Source organism: Streptomyces sp. NPDC005402 (assembly GCF_040606575.1).
Classification (GTDB): domain Bacteria; phylum Actinomycetota; class Actinomycetes; order Streptomycetales; family Streptomycetaceae; genus Streptomyces.
This window is the reverse complement of the sequence record NZ_JBEXFB010000016.1, coordinates 202,134-221,725: the sequence shown is the minus strand read 5'-3', so window position 1 is coordinate 221,725 and position 19,592 is coordinate 202,134. Positions and strand designations below refer to the sequence as shown.

At 66.5% G+C, this 19,592-nt stretch carries 19 protein-coding genes and 5 pseudogenes; 8 read left to right on the top strand and 16 right to left on the bottom strand.

Annotated elements, in window-relative coordinates; translation table 11 throughout:
* The first annotated feature begins 391 nt into the window (after positions 1-391).
* The gene (locus tag ABZT02_RS29230; protein ID WP_356022528.1) at positions 392-1,084 is read left to right on the top strand and encodes an alanyl-tRNA synthetase; all 693 of its coding nucleotides are present in this window, start codon (positions 392-394) and stop codon (positions 1,082-1,084) included.
* Positions 1,085-1,086: 2 nt separating this feature from the next.
* A complete protein-coding gene (locus ABZT02_RS29225; protein WP_356022525.1) occupies positions 1,087-2,820 on the top strand; it encodes a thiamine pyrophosphate-dependent enzyme in 1,734 nt (577 codons plus the stop codon).
* Between the two features lie 2 nt (positions 2,821-2,822).
* Here the strand turns inward: ABZT02_RS29225 and ABZT02_RS29220 are convergent, their stop codons facing one another.
* Positions 2,823-3,329 carry a LysR family transcriptional regulator substrate-binding protein gene (locus ABZT02_RS29220; RefSeq protein ID WP_356022523.1) on the bottom strand — a complete coding sequence of 169 codons (507 nt, stop codon included), beginning with the start codon at positions 3,327-3,329 and terminating at the stop codon, positions 2,823-2,825.
* A complete protein-coding gene (locus ABZT02_RS29215; RefSeq protein WP_356022520.1) occupies positions 3,326-3,763 on the bottom strand; it encodes a LysR family transcriptional regulator in 438 nt (145 codons plus the stop codon). Before ABZT02_RS29215 ends, ABZT02_RS29220 begins: the two co-directional genes overlap by 4 nt.
* A 218-nt stretch (positions 3,764-3,981) precedes the next feature.
* Between ABZT02_RS29215 and ABZT02_RS29210 the strand changes: the two genes are divergently transcribed.
* Positions 3,982-4,701 (top strand): LysE family translocator, encoded by a 720-nt coding sequence (locus ABZT02_RS29210; protein ID WP_356022518.1) that lies wholly within the window; start codon positions 3,982-3,984, stop codon positions 4,699-4,701.
* Between the two features lie 22 nt (positions 4,702-4,723).
* On the opposite strand, the pseudogene ABZT02_RS29205 reads toward ABZT02_RS29210, so the two are convergent.
* From ABZT02_RS29205 to ABZT02_RS29190, 4 genes and pseudogenes are all read right to left on the bottom strand, one after another.
* Positions 4,724-5,002 (bottom strand): annotated as a pseudogene (locus tag ABZT02_RS29205) (hypothetical protein); the annotation flags it as partial.
* Positions 4,890-5,459: a hypothetical protein gene (locus ABZT02_RS29200; protein ID WP_356022515.1), complete on the bottom strand. Its 570-nt coding sequence runs from the start codon at positions 5,457-5,459 to the stop codon at positions 4,890-4,892. The pseudogene ABZT02_RS29205 and the gene ABZT02_RS29200, both read right to left, overlap by 113 nt.
* A gap of 72 nt (positions 5,460-5,531) precedes the next feature.
* Positions 5,532-5,987 carry a hypothetical protein gene (locus ABZT02_RS29195; RefSeq protein ID WP_356022513.1) on the bottom strand — a complete coding sequence of 152 codons (456 nt, stop codon included), beginning with the start codon at positions 5,985-5,987 and terminating at the stop codon, positions 5,532-5,534.
* 75 nt (positions 5,988-6,062) lie between these two features.
* The gene (locus ABZT02_RS29190) at positions 6,063-6,707 is read right to left on the bottom strand and encodes a phosphotransferase (RefSeq protein ID WP_356022510.1); all 645 of its coding nucleotides are present in this window, start codon (positions 6,705-6,707) and stop codon (positions 6,063-6,065) included.
* 458 nt (positions 6,708-7,165) lie between these two features.
* Here ABZT02_RS29190 and ABZT02_RS29185 point away from each other — a divergent pair, with 458 nt between their 5' ends.
* Positions 7,166-8,392, top strand: coding sequence for a PP2C family protein-serine/threonine phosphatase (locus ABZT02_RS29185; RefSeq protein ID WP_356022551.1), 1,227 nt, complete (start codon positions 7,166-7,168; stop codon positions 8,390-8,392).
* Between the two features lie 196 nt (positions 8,393-8,588).
* Here ABZT02_RS29185 and ABZT02_RS29180 read toward each other — a convergent pair.
* Positions 8,589-8,980, bottom strand: a pseudogene (locus tag ABZT02_RS29180) (ATP-binding protein).
* Between the two features lie 924 nt (positions 8,981-9,904).
* Between ABZT02_RS29180 and ABZT02_RS29175 the strand changes: the two are divergent.
* The gene (locus tag ABZT02_RS29175) at positions 9,905-10,237 is read left to right on the top strand and encodes a MerR family transcriptional regulator (RefSeq protein ID WP_356022508.1); all 333 of its coding nucleotides are present in this window, start codon (positions 9,905-9,907) and stop codon (positions 10,235-10,237) included.
* A 306-nt stretch (positions 10,238-10,543) separates the two neighbouring features.
* Here ABZT02_RS29175 and ABZT02_RS29170 read toward each other — a convergent pair whose 3' ends face one another.
* The 9 genes and pseudogenes from ABZT02_RS29170 to ABZT02_RS29130 all read right to left on the bottom strand — a co-directional run bounded on the left by ABZT02_RS29170 (position 10,544) and on the right by ABZT02_RS29130 (position 17,131).
* A complete protein-coding gene (locus tag ABZT02_RS29170) occupies positions 10,544-11,026 on the bottom strand; it encodes an SRPBCC family protein (RefSeq protein WP_356022505.1) in 483 nt (160 codons plus the stop codon).
* A 340-nt stretch (positions 11,027-11,366) separates the two neighbouring features.
* On the bottom strand, positions 11,367-12,290 hold the full coding sequence (locus ABZT02_RS29165; RefSeq protein WP_356022548.1) for an RNA polymerase sigma-70 factor: 924 nt from the start codon (positions 12,288-12,290) through the stop codon (positions 11,367-11,369).
* 177 nt (positions 12,291-12,467) lie between these two features.
* Complete coding sequence (locus ABZT02_RS29160) at positions 12,468-13,235, bottom strand: SDR family NAD(P)-dependent oxidoreductase (protein WP_356022502.1); 768 nt, start codon at positions 13,233-13,235, stop codon at positions 12,468-12,470.
* A gap of 376 nt (positions 13,236-13,611) precedes the next feature.
* Positions 13,612-14,254, bottom strand: a pseudogene (locus tag ABZT02_RS29155) (transposase); the annotation flags it as partial.
* A 2-nt stretch (positions 14,255-14,256) separates the two neighbouring features.
* Positions 14,257-15,093, bottom strand: a pseudogene (locus ABZT02_RS29150) (IS701 family transposase); the annotation flags it as partial.
* Positions 15,094-15,217: 124 nt separating this feature from the next.
* Positions 15,218-15,655, bottom strand: a complete 438-nt coding sequence (locus tag ABZT02_RS29145) for a DUF6069 family protein (RefSeq protein ID WP_356022500.1) — start codon at positions 15,653-15,655, stop codon at positions 15,218-15,220.
* Positions 15,652-16,263 carry a TetR/AcrR family transcriptional regulator gene (locus ABZT02_RS29140; RefSeq protein WP_356022498.1) on the bottom strand — a complete coding sequence of 204 codons (612 nt, stop codon included), beginning with the start codon at positions 16,261-16,263 and terminating at the stop codon, positions 15,652-15,654. Before ABZT02_RS29140 ends, ABZT02_RS29145 begins: the two co-directional genes overlap by 4 nt.
* Before the next feature lie 96 nt (positions 16,264-16,359).
* Positions 16,360-16,587: pseudogene (locus ABZT02_RS29135) on the bottom strand (transposase); the annotation flags it as partial.
* 121 nt (positions 16,588-16,708) lie between these two features.
* The gene (locus ABZT02_RS29130; RefSeq protein WP_356022495.1) at positions 16,709-17,131 is read right to left on the bottom strand and encodes a nuclear transport factor 2 family protein; all 423 of its coding nucleotides are present in this window, start codon (positions 17,129-17,131) and stop codon (positions 16,709-16,711) included.
* A gap of 406 nt (positions 17,132-17,537) precedes the next feature.
* On the opposite strand from ABZT02_RS29130, the gene ABZT02_RS29125 reads away from it, so the two are divergent.
* The 3 genes from ABZT02_RS29125 (at position 17,538) to ABZT02_RS29115 (ending at position 19,580) form a co-directional block, all read left to right on the top strand.
* Positions 17,538-18,311, top strand: a complete 774-nt coding sequence (locus tag ABZT02_RS29125; RefSeq protein WP_356022493.1) for a site-specific integrase — start codon at positions 17,538-17,540, stop codon at positions 18,309-18,311.
* Between the two features lie 79 nt (positions 18,312-18,390).
* Positions 18,391-19,296, top strand: coding sequence for a HipA family kinase (locus ABZT02_RS29120; protein ID WP_356022491.1), 906 nt, complete (start codon positions 18,391-18,393; stop codon positions 19,294-19,296).
* Positions 19,293-19,580 carry an Rdx family protein gene (locus tag ABZT02_RS29115; RefSeq protein WP_356022488.1) on the top strand — a complete coding sequence of 96 codons (288 nt, stop codon included), beginning with the start codon at positions 19,293-19,295 and terminating at the stop codon, positions 19,578-19,580. Before ABZT02_RS29120 ends, ABZT02_RS29115 begins: the two co-directional genes overlap by 4 nt.
* The last annotated feature ends 12 nt before the right edge of the window (positions 19,581-19,592 follow it).

Here is a 19,592-nt window from a genome sequence, read left to right as displayed (position 1 = left end):
CGATGTAGAGGAGGTCGGGCTCGCCCTCGGCGCGCCGGACGACATGGTCGTCCCAGACCTTCTCCGCGAGTGTCCTACCCATCGCTTTCCCTCCGTGCGTATCGGTATTCGAGACGGATATCCCGCCTTGTGGGCAAGGCTAGGGCACCTAGGGCGGATGAGCAGGGCTGACTTTGTGGCATAAAATTCTTGAGTTAGGACATACGTGCCAATTTGTGCTTTCACTGTTTCTTTAGTCCCCTCTTAATGAAGCCGACCTACAGAGAACTCCTGCCCTTCTGAAAGGATGGGTCAGGCATGCATCCCGACCTGAGGGGTCCTAGGTTGCCTTCTTCGTGCAGGCATTGGGATTGCGCGCGTCGACAGCACCATGAATGCAGAGGCGAATCTTGTGACGCAGCAGAGTCAGATCTATTTGGTGGACACGTATCGGTACGGAATCGACACAGAGATCATCGGTGTCGATACGTCCACCGAGTGCACGCGAATCGCTCTTGCTGAGAACGTTTTCCACCCCCAGGGGGGTGGGCAGCCCGATGATCGGGGCACTGTGGCCGACGTAAGGGTCCTACCGACCAAGGATGCCGAATCCGGGTGGGTGTGGCTGACCTTGTTGTCTGAAACTGACGAACCTGTGCCGCTGTTCACCGAGAGCCTCCGGGTGTCCAGCCGCGTCGACCCCGAACTGCGCCGGCTGCATGCGGCACTGCACACCGCCGGCCACCTGGTGGACGCCCTTGCTCGGCCGCACGGCTTCTCTCACACTGGAAACAACCACTTTCCTGGCCAGGCACGCATCGAGTACGCAGTGAATAATGTGGTTTTCGACAAGGACGAACTGGTGGACACTCTTACCGCCGGACTTGAGAAGGCTATTGCCGAAGCACTGCCGGTGACCACGGGCGAGCAGGACGGTAAACGCACCATCACTATCGAAGGGCTTGCAAGCGAGTTCTGCGGCGGCACTCACGTCTCCCATCTTGGCCTGCTAACCGGCGTTGTTATTCGCTCCATCAAAACGAAGTCGGGCCGTTTGCGTATCGGATATACCGCGGCGCATGTGGATTTCAACGGGGAGAGCTAGCAATGCCGGATGTCGTCACTGGTGCACAGGCTGTCGTGGGTGCGCTGTTGAAGACGGGCGTGGACGCGGTGTTCAGTACTGCCCACGCTGCCCGGCTCCTGCTGCGGTCAGGTAACCCGGCTTCTGGGCCGGAAGTTCTCCTGCTTCCGCACGGACAGGACGCCGGGCACGCGGCGAGTGGGTACGCGACGGCCACGGGCAGGACCGGAGTATGCCTGGCCACGCCCGGAGCTGGGATAACCGAGCTGGTGACGCCGCTGTACGACGCGCACATGGACTCCGTGCCCGTGGTAGCACTGGCCTTCAGCGAGCACGATGACGACACCTGGGGAATGATGCTCCCCATTACCAAGCACAGCTTCCGCATCACCGAGTTCGAACGACTGGCAGCCGCTATCCAGGAGGCGTTTCACATAGCATCCACGGGCCGTCCCGGCCCGGTGCTCGTCGACATCGCTCCTTCCCTTCTGCAGATGCGCGGCGCTGTCCCGTCTCCCCAACCAGGGGTCGAGCTGCCGGGTTTTCGTCCGCCGGCCAAACCCTCGGCCCGCCGGCTAAAGGAGGCGGCGGAGCCCCTCATAGGCTCGAGCCGTCCGATCATGTACGTGGGCGGCGGTGTCATCAAGGCCGATGCCTCGCACGCCCTGCGGGAGCTCGCTGAGTTTGCCGGTATACCTGTAGTCACCACGCTGATGGGCCGCGGAGCTCTGCCCCACTCGCATCCGCTCAATATCGGGATGCCCGGCCTGCATGGCTCGGTCCCGGCCGTCGGCGCACTCCAGGAATCTGACCTCGTCATCGCGTTGGGCGCTCGCTTCGACGACCGGGTCACTGGCGATCCGGCCACGTTCGCCCCTTGTGCAAGGGTGGTTCACGCCGATGTTGATGCCGCGGAGATAGGCAAGAATCGCAGGGCGGATGTGCCCATCGTCGGCGACGCCAAGTGGGTCGCGCTGGGGCTGGTCGAGGCAGTCAAGCGGGCACTCGCCGAGGTCAGCCAGCCGTCCGCCGTACAACTGCACGAGCGGTACCTGCCCTGGCGGAACAGGCTGGCAAAGTGGGCGGAGCGCTATCCCCTCGGCTACAGACCTGCCGACGACGGTTCTCTCGTCCCGCAGGAGGTGATCGAGCGCATCGGCCGCATCGTGGGTCCGGAAGCCATCTACGTCGCAGGCGTTGGCCAACACCAGATGTGGGCGAGCCAGTTCCTACGCCTAGAGCATCCTCGTAGCCTGCTGAACTCCGGCGGCGCGGGCACCATGGGGTACGCCGTGCCGGCAGCGATCGGCGCCGCTACGGGTAGACCGGGAACCGCGGTTTGGGCCATTGACGGCGACGGCTGCTTCCAGATGACAGGCCGTTCCCTGATGACGGCCGCGGCGGCCAGAATCCCTCTGAAGGTCGCGGTGATCAACAACTCCACCCTCGGCATGGTGCGTCAGCTTCAAGCACTTCACTACGCCGAGCGCCATTTCGGTACCGACATCGGCCGGCACGGGATTCCTGACTATGTGGCGGTCGCCGAGTCATACGGGTGCCTCGGGCTGCGCTGCTCCCGGCAGTACGAGCTCGACTCCGTGATCCACAAGGCAGCCGGAGTCGACGATCGTCCCGTTGTCATAGATTTTGTGGTGGACGAGGTGGAAATGGTTTGGCCGATGGTTCCGCCCTCAGCTTCGAGCAGCGACATCCAGATCGCCCGCGACATGACTCCGGACTGGGACAGTGACGACTAGCCCTAGCCCTGGTCTGAGACTGTGTACTGCTCCCCCGGCGGGCGCGCGAAGGCCTTCTGGAGCATGCTCCGCGCCGTGCCCAGCAGCGGAGTGCTGTCCGTGGAACGCCACAGCAGGCTGATGGTGCGCTGCAGAGCCGGCGAAGCGAAGCGACGCATGCTGATGGGCGCAGGACTAGCCTCCGCTGCCATCTCTGGGACACAAGCGACGCCAACGCCGCTGCTGGCGAGCGCGCACGCCACCGAGTAGTTCGACGTTTCGAAAGCGACCAAGGGAGGAGCCATGGAGCTGCTCGCGAACAGAGCCTCCAGGGCTTCACGGTTCGCCAACCCTGCTCGTCCACTGATCAGCGGGATACCAGCCAGCGCAGTCCAGTGCAGAGGTGTCTTGTCGGCTGTCAGAGGGTGCCCGGCCTCCGCGATCAAAACCAGTTCCTCTTCCAGCAAGATCTCGGAATTTAGCCCGGTTGGGACAGGGCGCTGGTGACCGTGGCGGTAGGAGTGGGTCAAGAGCAGGTCGATCTCGCCTCGGCCAGGGGCTCATACCCTTCAGGCGGCTCGAACTCCTGCATAGAAATGGCGATTCCCGGATGCCTGCGCCGCAGCGCCGCGAGCACTGGCGGGAGCAGATGAATGCCCCCGGTGGTGAAGCTGCCGATGCGCAGATGCCCTCCCGACATGTCCAGGAACTGCATGAGCTCGAGCTCCGCGGTGCGCAAGATTTCCTCGATCTCACGACTGCGCTGAACCAGCAGCTCGCCTGCGGCTGTCAAACGCGCACCGCGCCGGTGCCGCACCAGCAGTGGCATGCGGACTTCCCGTTCAAGTTTGGCCATCTGCTGGCTCAGCGCAGGCGGCGTATACCCCAGCTTCGCCGCTGCTGCGGAGATCGAACCAGTTTCCGCCACCGCGACCAACGCGAGCAGGCGGTTCAAGTCCTGCATGATTTCCTCCACTCCTTAAGCCGCCGAAAAGTTCGCGATTCTGCTCCGCTCCCTGAGCGGCTGCGACCCGGCATGCCAGATCAATACATTCCCCACTGTGCGACCAGCCCATCGGGAGGCCGCCGAACCCCATACTCGGGACGCAACATTGCATTAAGCGCCGCATCCCATTCTCCCATCGATCTTTCCCCTCCCAGACGCGCCCTCAAATCTCGTTCATGGACGCAGGCCGGCTGGAAACCAAAGCCTTCGAGGTGGTCATGACAAGTGAAGTCCTCGCCTTTTCCGGGGTGGCCGCCGGCATCATCGTGATGCCGGGAGCTGATCTCGCCGTTGTGCTGCGCAACGCCCTCGGCTCACGACGGGCAGGACTAGCTACCGGAATAGGCATTGTGTGCGGGCTCGCACTCCACACGACCCTTGCCGCTGTGGGACTCGCAGCCCTGCTTGTAGCTTCTGATTTGTTGTTCCTCATCGTGAAGCTAATCGGCGCCGCCTACCTGCTTTACCTGGGAGGAAAGGCGCTGGCCACGTGTGCACGCGGACCACAGCACTCCACCGCGACGCCAGACGAAGGACTGGAGCGCTCGCCGAACCCGGCGGGCGGGGTCATCACTGTGACCACACAGCAAACCCGGCTGCGTCCGTTCGTGCTGCAAGGATTTATTACCAATGCGGCTAATCCTAAAGCGCCCATATTGTTCCTCAGCCTCATGCCACAGTTCATACCCCGCGACGCGCCATTCGTGCCCATGACGCTGGTTCTCAGCGGGATCGTCATTGTCTGCGGCCTGCTGTGGTTTCCCTTCATTGCGGTGCTCGCCTCGTCCGTCGGTCGGTTTCTCAGCTCGCCCCGTGTAGGTCGTCTCATAGAGGGAGTCATCGGCCTCGTGCTCGTATGTCTTGCCATCATCCTCCTCATGGAGTCCGCCGCCTAACGGTTGATCACTTGCGGCATGATCAGGCTTTGATGGGGCGTGCAACCACCGCAAGTATCCTCGTGATCACGATCATCGTGTGCAAGGTACCGCGTCTGACCTGCGACACTCGTTGGTATGGAATCAGCCAGAGCTGCCACCATGTGCCGTTCGCGCGGCTGTTGACAGCGGATGCATAGGTGAACGGCTTAAAAGAGCGCCCTGCGCGCCGGGTCGGACGCCGCGGCGCTGACCTGCCGTGGCGGGCGGCGGTGTTGTCGTGGGTGCGGCCGGGCCTGGCGGCTGATATCCAGATCAGGCGGCCTCTCTCGTCGGTCAGGGCGAGGAAGTGAAGGCCGTGATGGTGGTGCTTTCGGAGTAGTTGCGCCGGTCGGCCTTTCCGGTGGGGCGCTGGGTGGGGATGTGCCGTCGATCAGGACCACCTCCCCGCCCTGCTTGGCGACCTTCTTCAGGGCGCGGTCCAGGCGCGAGGCCTGGGCAGCGAGGAGGGTGATCAGCTCGTCGCGCCAGCGGCGGATGGTGGACTCGGAGACGTTGTTGCCGCCAGCCATGTCGGCCAGGCGCTGGTCGTGGCGGAGCACGGCCAGGACGATCACCGCGATCTTCCCGGGCGGCAGGATCCGCCACCGGGACCGTATCGCCTTCAGGTGGCGACGCAGGAGATCTGCGAGGTGGTCGACGGTGCGCGTGGACAGCGGCAGACGGCATTGGTAAATAAGCGGGCAGGTGTCCTCGGCGCGTTCCTTGGTTTTCGTCACACAAATCCAACGGCGGCCGGGGGCACCGTGGTAACGCCTACGGCGCGCCACTGGCGGCGATAGCGTCCCCGGTCAGAGGCAGGTGGTGAAGCGGCCATCGGGCAGTACGCGCAGCCAGCCGCGATCGACGAGTCTGACCAGTCTCCCGCGCAGCGGTTCCAGCTTGGCCCGCGCGGTGACGTCGACTCCCAGCATCTCGCCGACCTGGCGGGCCATGACCGGTCCGGCGGCCTGTCGCACGGCAGCGAGGATGCGCTGGTAGTCAGGCGGGAGCACGGTCTCCTCCACGTCCGGAGTGCGGTGCGGGATCAGCATCACCGCATGGCCGCCCACCTGCCCCGGCGCCTGGGCGGCCGAGGCGCGTTCGTCGGCGAGCTGCTCGCTCACCCGCTCAAGGACGCGTTCGGCGACGGCGAGTTCGTCCCGCTCGGCCCGCACCTCCTCCAACTGCTTGGCCAGCTGTTCTTCGAGTTCGTCCAGTTCCGCACGGCGCGCGGTGATCCGTTCCAGCAGTTCGGGATCCAGCATGCGTCGGATCGTAGAAGGCCGTCCGACCGTCACGTGAAGGAACCAGCGAACCGACCGCGGCCGTTACTCACGCGCTCACCGTACTGAGCGTTCCAATGCACCCCGGTGATCGGAAACCCACTGATAGGCCGCCCGAACTTGCCTCACCGCCCCTGCGTCACGGAGCCGGGCCATGGCGACGTCACCCGCATCAGCCTGGGACTCGATGCCCCGCCAGCACCGGTCCTGCCACCACAAGATCGTGGACACGAGACGTTGCCGGTCGGACAACTCGTAGCTGTCAACGATCAGCCGCATGCGCCGGGCTACCTCCTCGACATCCGTGACCGAATGGCCCAGTTCGAGGTACTGCCAGCAGACATGAGCGATGTCATGGATCCGCCCGCCCGGCGCAGCAAGGTCCCAGTCGATGAATGCCGCTGGCCGAAGCTCGCCACCACACAGGCGATAGACCGTGTTCTTGGGCGACAGGTCGTTGTGGCACACGACCTCTTGGTCGCCGGCCAGCGGGGTACCAGCCGTCAGGTCGTGGAACTCACGCACGAGCCGGGCGACCGTCACCAAACTCTCGTCGGATGAGACAGCGGCAGGCTGTCGCGGCTCCCATGCCACATGCCCCTCGAGGTAGCTGAGAACTTCACGACCCTCGTCGTCCACACCGAAATATCGCGGAGCACCACTCCAGCCACGGGCTTCAAACAGCCTCAGCAGATCACCCACGAACCTCGTGCGAGCCGAAACTGGACGGCGCACCGTGTCCCCGACACGAACGACCGCATTGACGAAACCTCCAGGCAAGGGCGACTCAGGCATCCGTCCACCCTGCCCGATCGTTAGCTCGAACTGCCATTGACTTGTCCTGACGCTTGATCCCCCCGAGACGACTCCGCCAGATGATCTACTCCGCAGACAGTCGCCCATGACCAGCGCGAGCACTGCCCGAGACGAGCACACCAGCCCTTTGAACTGCGGTTTTAGGTTGGCGGAGCCTCCTAGCAGCATGGCAGCTCGATCATCCTCGGGGCGAGGCGCTTCGGGGGCGGGGAATGCGCAGCTGCGGGCAGCGCGGGCCGACATGCCGCGCGTGGCGTAATGAGCCGTCCGGCGGCTTGGGCAGGTCACGTTGTGCGCAGGCAGTGACTGGTGCGAGTGGCGGGAAGGCGGTGGCGAACCGGGCCATGGGCGAGGAGATCGTGGACCGGTCGGAGGGTTTCGGCGAGCGGCTGCTCGGTGTGCTGCTGGACCGGGTGCGGTTGTTGCCGCCGCAGTTGATCGCCCCCCTGATCGCGGAGGGGGTGGCGGAGATGGGCGGCCGTGAGGTGTCCATCCTGCTCCAGGACTATGCGCAGGAGCTGCTGGTGCCGTTTCCGGGCAGGAAACTGCACGTGGGCCAGCCCGAGCCGGTGGTCGGCTCCCCGGCCGGCCGGGCCTTTCAGAGCGCGGACGTCGTCGAGGTATCACGGGCCGGTGGCGGCGTGCGGATGTATCTGCCCCTGCTGGACGGCAGTGATCAGGTGGGCGTCCTGGCCCTGACCATGGACACCGTCGATGACGATGACCGGCGTCTGCTGTGCCGGCTCGCCGGCTTGGTGGCCGACATGCTGGTCACCAAGAACGCCTACACCGACCAGTTCGTCCTGGCCCGGCGCCGGGAGCCGATGAGCGTGTCCGCGGAGATCCAGTGGGGCCTGCTGCCGCCGCTGACGATGACCGTGCCCCAGGTCGAGTTGGCCGGCATCCTGGAGCCTGCCTACCGCGTCGCCGGCGACAGCTTCGACTACGCCCTCAACGACAACGTCCTGCACATGGCCGTGATCGACGCGATGGGACACGACCTGGACGCCGCCGCGATGGCGACCGTCGCCATCGGCGCCTACCGCCATGCCCGGCGCGTGTTCGTCGGCCTGGCCGAGAAATACGCGTTCATGGACCAAGCCATCTCCCGGCAGTTCGGCGACGATCACTTCGTCACCGCGCAGCTCATGCACCTGAACATCGCCACCGGTGAGCTGGAACTGGTCAACGCCGGCCACCCCGCGCCCCTGCTGATCCGCGACGGCCAGGTCCTGCGGCAGCTGGAGAGTGCGACCACCCTGCCCGTCGGCTGCGGAGGCGAAACGCCCCGTGTCAGAGAACACACACTCCAGCGGGGCGACCGGGTGCTCTGCTACACCGACGGCATCATCGAGGAGCGCGTCGACGGCGGGCAGCCCTTCGGTGAGGAACGCCTCATCCACTGCGTCAACCGCCTGGGTCAGGAGCGGTCAGACGGAATGCGGGCGGATCTGCGCCGGCTCTCCCACACGCTGAAGAAGGAACGGGGAGGGCGCACCAGCGACGACGCCACCCTCTTCATGATCGAGTGGCGCGGAGGCGCCGCCGACCACCTCGCAGTCCTGCACTGAACACCCCCATCGGCTGAAGGGACCAGCCTGATTGTCCGCAAGGTCGTGCGCCAGGCCCAGCCCGGTTCGAACCAGCGCACACCCTGCCCGTGCTCCGACTCACGCGCGTACGGCTTCCGCGGCAGCGACCGGCGCGGAAGTCGAGCAGGTGCAACACGTCGTCCTTCTCCTGCGGGAAGCCGGCGGCACCGCCGTGCTACCGGGCCAGAAGTGCGCTCACAGTCTTCCCGTCGGCCCTTCGTGGGGTCACCGCGGTGGCGCGGGCGAGGCGGTTGACCATGGGCCGGCCGAATCCCCCCGTTTCGCCGGACAGGTCGGGGGTGCGCATGCGAGGCGTCCGCGGGCTGGTGTCGTCGACGGCCACCTCAATGGTGTCGGGATGGGTGGTCAGGCGGAGTGTGCAGGTTCCGCCGCCGAGACGCAGGGCGTTGGTGACGAGTTCGGAGACGACCAAGACGACGGAGTCGGCCTCTTCGGCTGCGATTTCCTGCTGTCCCAGGGCTTCCAGGAGTCCCGGGTGGCATCGCGGGCGTCGGCGACGGCGTTCGCGGAACACTCGGCTGGAGCGTTGACGCTCACCGTGTCCATCAGGTCACCTCGGTCTTGGATCGTCAATGCCCAGTCTGCCTTCACGGCACCCCTGCACGGTCCTGGATCCACCAACCGCGTTGGGCCGGGTCTTCAGGGGGCCGATCGCGAGTGGCACCGGATGGGGCGTTGCGATGCCCGGTGGGACGAAGGGCGCCGACCGGAGCCGCTCCCCAGCCGCAGGGGGCAGTGGTCGGCTGGGTTCGATGCCCCGTTCGTGGGCGACTATCTCGCAGCCGGGCCAACGAAAATCTGTGTTGGTCGGAGTAGACATTGGGAGACGGGCCGGTTATGGGTTCTCTCGTAGTCGAGATCAAGAAGGGTCCGGCAGAGACGAACTGCCGGGCAGCGGTACGCAGTTGCAGTGTGCAGGACGGTGCGGCGGTGGAGTTCCGAAGCCAGGGTTGTTGCAGGACGGGCGACGGGACTGACGGTCGGACCGGGTGGCCCGCAGTGATCAGGGGCTGCCATGAGCAGGACCGCAGTACCCGCAGTGCAGTGTTCGAGTGGTACCCCGGTAAAGGCGTTTGGCTGCGGGCGCGCGTACCGGGAAGTTCGGCAGTGGGGTTCCAAGCCAGAGCAGATGCAGGACGGGCGACGGGGCTGGCTGCCGAAGAGTGGCGCTGTTCCAGGCCACCAGCAGTACCGGTTTGGCAAGTGACAGATCAGAGGGAAGAACGGAGGAGCCGAGCGCCATCAGGATCGCCCGGGCGAGCAGTGGGTCCGGGTACCGCAGGACATCGATAGTGAGGTGGTCTCCGGTCACGCATCCGCGATCCCCGCACCCCCGGCAGCGTTCAGGCCGGACACGCGGAAACAGAAGGCCGGCGCATTACTGGGGCCGGCAGATGGTGTAGCAGTTCCTTCGGGGCCCTGGTGCGAGATGGCACCAGGGCCCCTCCGCGCGTTCCGCAGAGAGGTGAGATGACAGCAGACGATTCCTTCAGCCGTCTCGACGATGACGACTACCCCGCCTACACCATGGGCCGGGCCGCCGAAATGCTCGGCACCACCCAGAGCTTCCTGCGCGCCGTCGGCGAAGCCCGCCTCATCACCCCGCTGCGCTCCGCGGGCGGACACCGCCGCTACTCCCGCTACCAACTGCGCATCGCCGCCCGCGCTCGCGCACTCGTCGACCAGGGAACTCCCATCGAGGCTGCCTGCCGCATCGTCATCCTCGAAGACCAGCTCGAAGAAGCCCAGCGCCTCAACGAAACGCTGCGCCATTCCCAGCTCCGCGACCGGGCTACTGTCTGAACGGCCTTCCTGGCTTTACACCATCGTCATCGCCCGTCTGCGCTGGGACACCCGCACCCGTTCTTACGTGGAACGACGCGTCACCGAGGGCAAGACACGACGCGAAGCCATCCGATGCCTCACACGCTACGTGGCCCGCGAGATCTACCAAGTCCTCCTTACATCCAAGAGGCGATCCCCGGAACCAGCCCCTGTCGATTGACATCCATAGGGGCATCAAGCGCGCCTACGTCTTCCACGGCACCGTAACCGCCGCCGCAATCCGACTCTGGCTCCGCATCTGAACAAGCGGGCCGCCGGTGCGGTTTATCCGGTGTGCTCGGCGGCACGCGCTGCGGACATCCCTCGGATGACGTCCAGAGTGTTCTGCACGACCTGCAGGGTGCTGACACGCATGCGCTCGGCGGCCTCGCTGTCGTGGTCTGCCCCGGCTGCCTGGCCATGGAACAGGACCTCGTTGGCGAAGGTCAGGGTCAGGCCGCCGGACTCATCCTCACCAATCTCGTTGTGAATCACCCACGTAGCGCGGTCGTCCCGGCGGTGGAAACTGACACGCTGACCTTCCTGGAAGGAGACGTCCTCGCGGATCCGTTCACCGCGTACCACTACCTCGCGCACCAAGCCGTCCTGTCTGCGCTCCAGTACGGTGCACTCGGACATTCCGGCAACGAACGGGACAGCATTCTCCGCTTTGCTGCGAAGACCAGCCCACACCTCGTCACGGTCAAGCACGTACTGACCAGCCTGAGACTGATCGTTGACGGGCTGAGTGACCTCGACGTGAATCACGACGGCTCCCATGACGTGGTAGATCGAACAGCGACTATCGCATCAACTGCCGTGGAAGTAGAAGAAGATCCATCCCACCCGACCAATGGCAGAACGCGCCGGTTCTGCATGATCCGCCGGAAAAAGCCCTAGCCAGGATGACCAGCGAGAACGCCCTGAGTGTCGGTGGCAACCGGTTCGAGCTTCTCGGGTAGGTGTCACCCAAGATGGCCTCTTGGTGGGTGCCGACCATCGCGGCCAACCCGTACGGGGGGCGAGGACAGCCCGGGCACCTCCGTTGCGCCAGCCCGCCGGTGTCGGCCTGAGCCCCTGCAACCCTGGAGCGCAGTCGGCTCTTCGGTCAATCCTTTGGGCCGTCTGCCTGATTCGCCTCGCGGAGAGCCACCCAGGCGTCCGCTACGGGACCGACGTGCCCGAGCTTATCGGGGTTGTTCACCGTGTGGATCGTCTGGATCTGGCCGTCGAGTACGTCGAGCGCCCAGATGCTGAGGACCTGGCCGTCCCGGTCGCGGAAGATCGCGCCCGGCTGGCTGTTCACCTGCCGCGGCTCCACAACACCACCGCTCCTGATAACCAGCGGCACGAACGCCGCGAGCACCCGGCCCACGTGCCCGGCACCGAGGACGACCGGCTTGAACCGCGGGGCCTTGCCGCCACTGTCGCCGATCATCGACACGTCGGCGGCCAGCAGCTCGGCCAGCCCGTCGACATCCCCTTCCCGAAAGGCGTCAAAGAACCGGTCGGCGAGTTCCTCGCGCTCCTTTCGGTCCGCCTCGAACCGGGCCCGGCCCGCGTCCATGTGACGGCGCGCCCGCACCGCGAGCTGGTGGCACGCCGCTTCCGATCGCCCCACGGCCGATGCGATCTCCGGGAAGCCGAAGGCGAACACCTCCCGCAACACGAAGACCGCGCGTTCGAGAGGGGTGAGCCTCTCCAGCAGGAGCAGGGCCGCCATCGACAGCGAGTCCGCCAGCTCCGCCGACCGCGCCGGATCCTCGTACGGGTCGGTCAGCAGGGGTTCGGGGAGCCACGGTCCGACATACTCCTCCCGCCGGACGCGGGCTGAGCGCAGCACGTCGATCGAGATCCGGGTGACCACGGTCGACAGGAACGCCTTGGGCGACCCGGGCTGGGTGGAGGTGGCCTGGTAGCGCAGCCAGGTCTCCTGGACCGCGTCCTCGGCCTCGCTCACACTCCCCAGGATCCGGTAGGCGATCGAGAACAGCAGCGGCCGCAAATCCTGAAACTCTTCCGTCTTCGTCACGCCGGCTCCTCCTTGAATCTCTGCCGCCACGAGGGCGGCGCCGGCTCCCAGCTGGAGAAGCCGCGCCCCTCGGCCATCAATTACCATTGCCTGTCGTGTGGCTGGCAGCAGGGCCGGGCACCTGCGGACCGGCTATGGCGCCCGGCCCGTAGAAGGCCCCGCTGTCCAGGGCCACCATCACCAGGGCACCGGGCCCTCCTCGCTGAAGAATCCGGCGGTCGGGCCATCCGCGCCGAGCATGGCCAGGCGCACCACGCCTGCGGCACCCTGCGCGACCGTAAGGAATCCGGTGTGATTGTTGCTGTCCGTGGCGACGAAGCCGGGGGCGACTGCGTTGACAAGGATGCCGTCCTTCCGCAGCTCATTGGCGTACTGCACGGTCAGCGCGGTCAGTGCGCTCTTGGACGGCGAATACGCAGCCGACGGCAGTAGTGCCGCAAAGGGGCCGTCCGGATTGCTGGTGAGACTCAACGACGCGGCATGACTGCTGACGTTGACGACGCGTGGCGTCGGGGACCGCCGCAGCAGTGGCAGCATGGCGTTGGTCACCGCAATCACCCCGAAGACGTTGGTCTCGAACACCGCCCGGACCATGTCCAAGTCGACAGAGCTGGGGACTTGGTCGTGGGCCTCGTAGGGCGAGACCTGCCCGGAGCCGGTAATGCCGGCGTTGTTGATCAACACGTCGAGGTAGCCGAAGCGCTCCTCAACCTGCTTCGCGGCCTCCTGGACGGTGACCTGGTCGGTGACGTCCAACGTGACGGCGTGCGCGTCTCCGCCGGCCGCGCGCACCGCCGCAGCGGCTTCCTCGCCACGCCGCAGGTCCCTGGCGCCGATCAGGACCGCCACGCCCAGCGCAGCAAGTTGCTCGGCAACCCCACGACCGATCCCCTTGTTCGCCCCGGTAACCAGCGCGACCTTCTGATGTGCCGTCCGCTCGCTCATGCCCAGCTCCCTGTTATCGAGGTGGGTTCTTCTCAGAACCTGTCTTCGCAACCTGAGACGAGACAGCCCGGTCGTCTCTGACACGCGGACAGAATCAACTGTTCTCGGTCGACGCGATCTGGCCAGAGTCAGACAGGACGGTCTACTCGCCTTCGAGGTTCACGAAGCAGAAACCGGTGACAGAAAAGCTGCAAAATAACCGTTGGCCTCGATCTTGCATGAGGGTCCGTCAGCTTGCTGACGGACCCTTTCTGGCGAGTGTTGGTGCGGAATTCCGGAGTCTGCAGGTTGAGTGCCCGGCTGTCGCGTCGGGTGTGCGCCGGGTTCCACGGCTCCGGTGGGGCTGGTGCTGCTCGCAGGGGCGGGAATGTACTGGTCAGCCAGGGTTCGGTAGGGCCTGGAGCCGGTCCAGGGCATCGGTGATCACGTCAGTCCAGGGCCCGTGCCTGGCCAGGCGGAGGTAGCGGCGGCGGCCGGTGGTGACGAGCTGGGCGGCGGTGGAGAACAGCCGAAGCCGCAGGCGGCGGGGCTCCCGGAGTCGGGCTTGGCCGGTCAGGGCGAGTAGGGGCATCCAGGCCAGCAGGTCGAGGGCGATCTGGACGATCTCCAGCCAGATCTGGTTCTGCGCGGTGTCGTGGAGAGGGAGATTGCGCAGACCGGTGGCACGGGCGGCGCGGATGCGGTCCTCGGCGCGGGCCCGCTGCCGGTGGCGCAGTTCGAGGGCGGCGATCACCTCGCTGGCCGTGTTGGTGGCGAAGCAGGTCAACCGCATGCCGTCGGCGTCGGTGAAACGCAATGGGCACCGGGGTGCGGCCGCTCCTTGCGCACGATCAGCCGCAGGCCCTTCGGCCAGCCCGTCAGGCAGTCGCCGGCGAGTTCGCCACCCAGGTGCCGTCGCGGATGTCGCCGTCGGGTTCCACGGCCGGCGTCCAGGCCGAGGCCGGGACCTTCAGGACGGCCTGGTGGACGGCGTAGGTGATGGTCATCCCGACCGAGTACGACAGCCAGCGCCCGCGCCGGGTTCGCCGGTGATGCGGTTGCGGCGGATGAACAGCCGGTAGACGCCCGCGATGGCCTCCGGGAGCAGGTCGATGGCGGCCCAGTCGTAGTGGCGCGGCCCTTTCGCACCGCCTCCGGCGGACATTCGCTGCCAGGCGGTGCGCGGCACCTTGCGTACCAGTGAATCGACACGGAACTTCCCACCGGCCGTGCGGACTTCGGTGCGGCACGAGACGGCCATGACAGACCCGATCTGGCGCTCGGCCAGCATCTGGGCCAGAGCAAGGTTTCCTCCATAGACCTCGTCCCCGGTCACCCAGCCGACCGTGTGCCCGGCCTCGCAGAACCGCTCGATCATCACTGCGGCCAGCTGCGTCTTGGGCGCAAAGCGCGTGGTGTCGGGCTCCAGCCCGGCCGCCCGGCATCGCTGAGGGTCCTCGGCCCAGATGCGGGGCAGGTACAACTCCCGGCCCACAGCGGCGTGCCCACGCTCGGTGCCATACACCGGGTAGACCGCCACCTGCGCATCTTCGATCCTGCCCGCCGTGCCGGTGTACTGACGCTGCCCCCCGACCGTCGCCTGCCCCTTCTTCACATCGCCCGTCTCGTCGACGATGAGCACCGCCTGCTCGGTGCCCAGGTGGTCGACGACGTACTCACGCAGATCGTCACGGACTGCGTCCGCGTCCCACTTCGCCCGCTCCAGCAGATGCTGCATCCCATCCGGTGTGGCCTCACCGGCCCACTCCGCGATCGTCCAGCAGTTCTTCCGCGGCAGGTCCGCCAGCAGCCCTCGGACGAACTTCCCCACCCGACGCCGGGGTTCGGCACGCACGAACCGTCCGGCTATGCGCCGCATCACCCTGCGAAGTCATCGTCCCAACAGCCCGGGTCTACGCTGTGAGCAGCGGCCACCGCCTGATCTTCAGTCTTCACACACCGATGATCACCGGTGGCCGCAGGGCTGCCTCCATCCGGCGCTGTTAGCGGCGTACTTGGTGCTGACGGTCACCCTCTGGCGGCACCGGCTCCCGCCCCGGGGGCCTGCCGCCCAGCCCCGGGATCAGCACCGCCGCCACCGCCAGGTGCATCAGAGCGAGGGAGACCCGGGTGCCGCCGTCCAAGCCGTCGCCGATGAGCGGCATGAAGGACACGGCCAGTACGGCGACGGCCCCCCCCCCGGCCCAGATGGCGCGGGCACGCCGTACCCCTAACCGCTCCAGGGCGGCCAGGAGTCCCCAGCCGGAGAGCGACGCGAGCAGTGCGACAACCGCCACGGGCGCGGCGCCGATGCCGAGAGTCTGCTCGCCGTCGGCGATCCGCAGCCGGTGCCTCAACAGTGGGTCCGCGACCAGCCACACCAGGACGGAGGCCAGGACGGCCAGGGCCGTAACCCTCAGGCGCCTTCTCCGCGTGCTCACTTGGCGACCTCCGAGAGCGCCCCGTGCAGGAAGACCTCCACCAGTTCCTGCGAGGTCAGGTCGGGCTCGTCCTCCGTACGCGGCTGGGTGAAGAGCAGCCCGATGAAGAGGGTCGCGATCTGCTCCGGCGGCCGGCGCAGGGCGGCCTTGTCGGGCTCCAGCAGCTCCGTGAGAGCCGCGCGGATACGGGTCGTCGACTCGTCGCGGCCCGCGCCGCGCACCGTGCCGGGGTGCTTGCCCCCGCCGTGCCCCAGCGAGCCGATGATCGCGCCAAGCCGGTCCATCTGCGCCTGCAGCGCCTCGGCCGCCTCCGCGAGCCGGTCGGGCAGCGGCTGGGATACGTCGATCGCGCCCAGTTCGCGGATCGCGTGCTCAGGGGAGAGAGCCTCCGCAATGCAGGCTTGCAACAGCTCGTCCTTGTCGGCGAAGACGCGGAAGATCGTGCCCTCGCCGATGCCCGCGGCGCGGGCGATCTTGGCGGTCGTCACGGCGGAGCCGTACTCGGTGATCAGCGGGATCGCGGTCCGGATGATCATTTCGCGGCGCTGCTCCGGCGACATGCCGGGGGCGCGGCGGCGAGTGGTCTGGTTCTCCTTGGATGCTGTCATGACCACGAGGGTATGGAGTGAGTACTCACTCCGCCTGCTTGCCTCGGGAGCTTGCCGATGGCAGCCCACCAAGATCCACAACTACGACTGGAGTACTAGGCAGTCCCCGCCCAGCGCGAGGGCAAGCGCCACATCGAGCAGGATCTTTCCCGGATCGTGCACCGCCCGCGGCTTGCGCCACGGCTCAAGCGCCGCCGACGTCGCCGCATCCAGACCGGCCTTGCGGGCCGTCTCGACCAGCAGCACCGCACCGGCCTGCGAAACCACGCCGCGACCACCGCCCTCCGCGCGGACACGCGGACAGAATCCGATACGCTTCTTCACCTGGAAAGTGCCTCCGGCGGTGGCGGGAACAAGGGCCTCAGCAATCCTCATTCTCGCTGGTCAGAGGCACTTTCTACGTTCATCATCAACAGATGGACAGCCCACCTCGGAAAGCGCGACGTTAGGAAACGCCCTTGCGCAACGACGCGAGGAGGCGGTCGAGGTCCCCGCGTGCCGTGTACGTACGGATCGGGTCGATGTAGTCGCGAGACTCGATGATCTGACCGTCCCGCACACGCATGACGAAGACGCAGGGCACCTTGGACCTGGAGTCGTCCGGCAACGTGAACTCGTAGGCGAACTCGGCGACGATCACTTCAGGATCGGCGGTCTCGTGGACGACGACATCGACGACACTCCTCTGCGGCAAGGACTCCCGCATTTCCGGCGGCACCGTGAAGTGCTCCCGGAGCGCACGCCGACTCGTCAACGGCTCGGACTCCGGCGTCGCCATCGGATGCCGGACATCCGTAACCTCGCCGTACAGGTCAGGCAACTCGCTTGAGTTCCCGTCGGCGACCCCATGAACAAGGCGGAGAAACACCTCGCGCGGACTCAGACTCACAAGACCCCCCAAGTGATACGCACAGGCGGCTGATCATTATCGCCTGATGCGAGCCGGTGTTGCGGACTGTCTCGACCAGCAGCACCTCACCCGTCTGATCCCACGGCCGACGCGCTGGACGCGACCTGCAGATACAGGTCAGCACTCTTCATCTGAGAAGTGCGCTTCCGCAGCAACGTCCAGGACCCTCCACAGGTCCCATCTGTGCAGGTCATGAGCGCTCCTCGCATCTCTGATCAAGCGGTAGACGGCACTGCTCGTGAAAGCCCGGGGTTAGTGACAAGCGCAATGCCTGCCGCCGTCTCAGTGCGCGTCAATGTCAGCCGGCGGGCAAGCCACCGCTGCATGCTCACACTGACCTGCAGGACGACTCCTCACAATCCCCATGCACGCGAAGTCGGTCCGGTGGCCGAAGGCGCCGAAGGAGCGACGCGAAGCGTGGTTGCTGGAGAGGGCACTCCACGTCCGTGACGTGATCAGCCCTCGGCACCGGATATCCGTCGTACTCGGACTGGGGTGCGGACTTCGACAGGGTGAAGTCTTCGGGCTGAGCCCGGAGGACATCGACTACGGCCGAGGTGTCCTCCATGTTCGTCGCCAAGTTCAGGCGCTCAAGGGGAGGTTGTACTTCGCCTTGCCGAAGGGTGCCAAGACACGCATCGTCGACATGCCCCTCTCGGTGGCTGACGAGCTGAAGTGTCACGTCGAAGCGTTCCCGCCAGTGGAGGTGGAGCTTTTGTGGGGAAAGCCGGACGCGGACAAGCAGCGGAAGAAGTTCTCCCTCCTGCTCACCACGCGATTCGGCAACGCCGTGGCGGTCAACACGTGGAACACCTACACCTGGAAACCGGCCTTGGCCAGGGCCGGCATCATCCCGCCGCGTGCGGAGGGCGCGAAGGACTGGCAGGGGGAGGCTGCGCCGAAGGATGGCTTCCACGTGCTGCGGCACACCTATGCCTCGATCATGCTGGAGGCGGGGGAGTCCGTAGTGACGCTGGCGCGATGGCTCGGGCACTCCTCCCCGGCTGTCACGCTTGGTCACTATGCTCACTTCATGCCGGAGGCCGGAAGCAAGGGCCGCACCGCGATCGACGGACTGCTGGGGAGGCAGGGTGATGAGCATGCCGGCCGAAACTCCCCAGATTCTCCCCAGGGCTGATCGAGGAGGTTTTCCCGGATCGCGCCACGCTGGAGATCGCCGTGACATCTAAGGAAAACAAGACGCGGAGCCTTGGAAGATGCTGAGAGATGTTACCGCGACCCGCTACATCGAACCCCTGAGGTCCGGAGGTTCGGTCCCCGGCGTCGTCGAGGCCGATGACCTGGGCACCTACGTCGTGAAGTTCACCGGCTCCGCCCAGGGCCGCAAGGCGCTGGTCGCCGAGGTGATCGTCGGTGAGCTGGCGCGGGCACTGGGGCTGCGCTTCCCCGAGCTGGTCCTCGTGCACTTCGACCCGGCGATCGCCGACAGCGAGCCGCACCAGGAGGTGCGGGACCTCCACGCGGCGAGCACGGGCGTGAACCTCGGTATGGACTATCTGCCGGGCGCGCGTGACTTCACCCCCGAGATCGCCAGGACCTTCCCGGTGGATCCGCTGGAGGCGGGCCGAGTCGTCTGGCTCGACGCGCTGACCGTCAACGTCGACCGTACGGTCCACAGCTCGAACCTGATGGTCTGGCCGACGCTCGGCATCGCGCCCCCGCGGCTGTGGCTGATCGACCACGGTGCCGCCCTCGTCTTCCACCACCGCTGGGAGGGCACGGACCCGGCGAAGTCCTACGACTTCCGCCACCACGCCCTCGGCCACTACGGCCCCGACGTGCGCGCCGCCGACGCCGAGCTGGCGCCCGAAGTCACTCTCGACCTCCTGCGCGAGGTCACCGCGGCCGTCCCCGACGCCTGGCTCACCGACTTCGCGACCCCGGCCGACGCACGCGAGGCCTATGTGAGGTACCTCCACGCACGCGTGCGGACATCCCCGTCATGGCTGCCCACCGACTTCCCCTCCCGGGAGGAACTCGCCGCCGAGGAGGCCGAACGGGCGGAGAGAACACAGGAAGGCCGGCCCAAGTGGCTGAAGCGGGTCCCGGACCTGCACGGCAAACCGGCAGCGGAACAGGATTGGTCGGTGCACCTCGGATGACGGAGCTTTCCTCAAACTCCCGGCGGGTCGAGATCGAGTACTGCACCCGGTGCCGCTGGCTGCCGCGCGCGGCCTGGCTGGCGCAGGAGCTGCTCACGACCTTCGAGACCGAGCTGACGGAGCTGGCCCTGAAGCCCGGCACGGGCGGGATCTTCGTCGTGCGCGTCGGCGGCGAGGTGGTCTGGGACCGGCGGGAGCAGGGCTTCCCGGAGCCCACGGCGGTCAAGCAGGCCGTACGCGACCGAGTGGCCCCGGGGAAGTCCCTGGGCCACTCGGACACGTGAGCCTTTTGAGGA

What these genes read in the sequence shown, in the direction of transcription:
- ABZT02_RS29120 (WP_356022491.1), top strand. Translation starts at nt 18,391, where the DNA reads ATGCTGAGAGATGTTACCGCGACCCGCTACATCGAACCCCTGAGGTCC.
- ABZT02_RS29195 (WP_356022513.1), bottom strand. Translation starts at nt 5,987, where the DNA reads ATGCTGGATCCCGAACTGCTGGAACGGATCACCGCGCGCCGTGCGGAA.
- ABZT02_RS29210 (WP_356022518.1), top strand. Translation starts at nt 3,982, where the DNA reads ATGGACGCAGGCCGGCTGGAAACCAAAGCCTTCGAGGTGGTCATGACA.
- ABZT02_RS29225 (WP_356022525.1), top strand. Translation starts at nt 1,087, where the DNA reads ATGCCGGATGTCGTCACTGGTGCACAGGCTGTCGTGGGTGCGCTGTTG.
- ABZT02_RS29185 (WP_356022551.1), top strand. Translation starts at nt 7,166, where the DNA reads ATGGGCGAGGAGATCGTGGACCGGTCGGAGGGTTTCGGCGAGCGGCTG.
- ABZT02_RS29160 (WP_356022502.1), bottom strand. Translation starts at nt 13,235, where the DNA reads ATGAGCGAGCGGACGGCACATCAGAAGGTCGCGCTGGTTACCGGGGCG.
- ABZT02_RS29175 (WP_356022508.1), top strand. Translation starts at nt 9,905, where the DNA reads ATGACAGCAGACGATTCCTTCAGCCGTCTCGACGATGACGACTACCCC.
- ABZT02_RS29115 (WP_356022488.1), top strand. Translation starts at nt 19,293, where the DNA reads ATGACGGAGCTTTCCTCAAACTCCCGGCGGGTCGAGATCGAGTACTGC.
- ABZT02_RS29140 (WP_356022498.1), bottom strand. Translation starts at nt 16,263, where the DNA reads ATGACAGCATCCAAGGAGAACCAGACCACTCGCCGCCGCGCCCCCGGC.
- ABZT02_RS29215 (WP_356022520.1), bottom strand. Translation starts at nt 3,763, where the DNA reads ATGCAGGACTTGAACCGCCTGCTCGCGTTGGTCGCGGTGGCGGAAACT.
- ABZT02_RS29125 (WP_356022493.1), top strand. Translation starts at nt 17,538, where the DNA reads ATGCACGCGAAGTCGGTCCGGTGGCCGAAGGCGCCGAAGGAGCGACGC.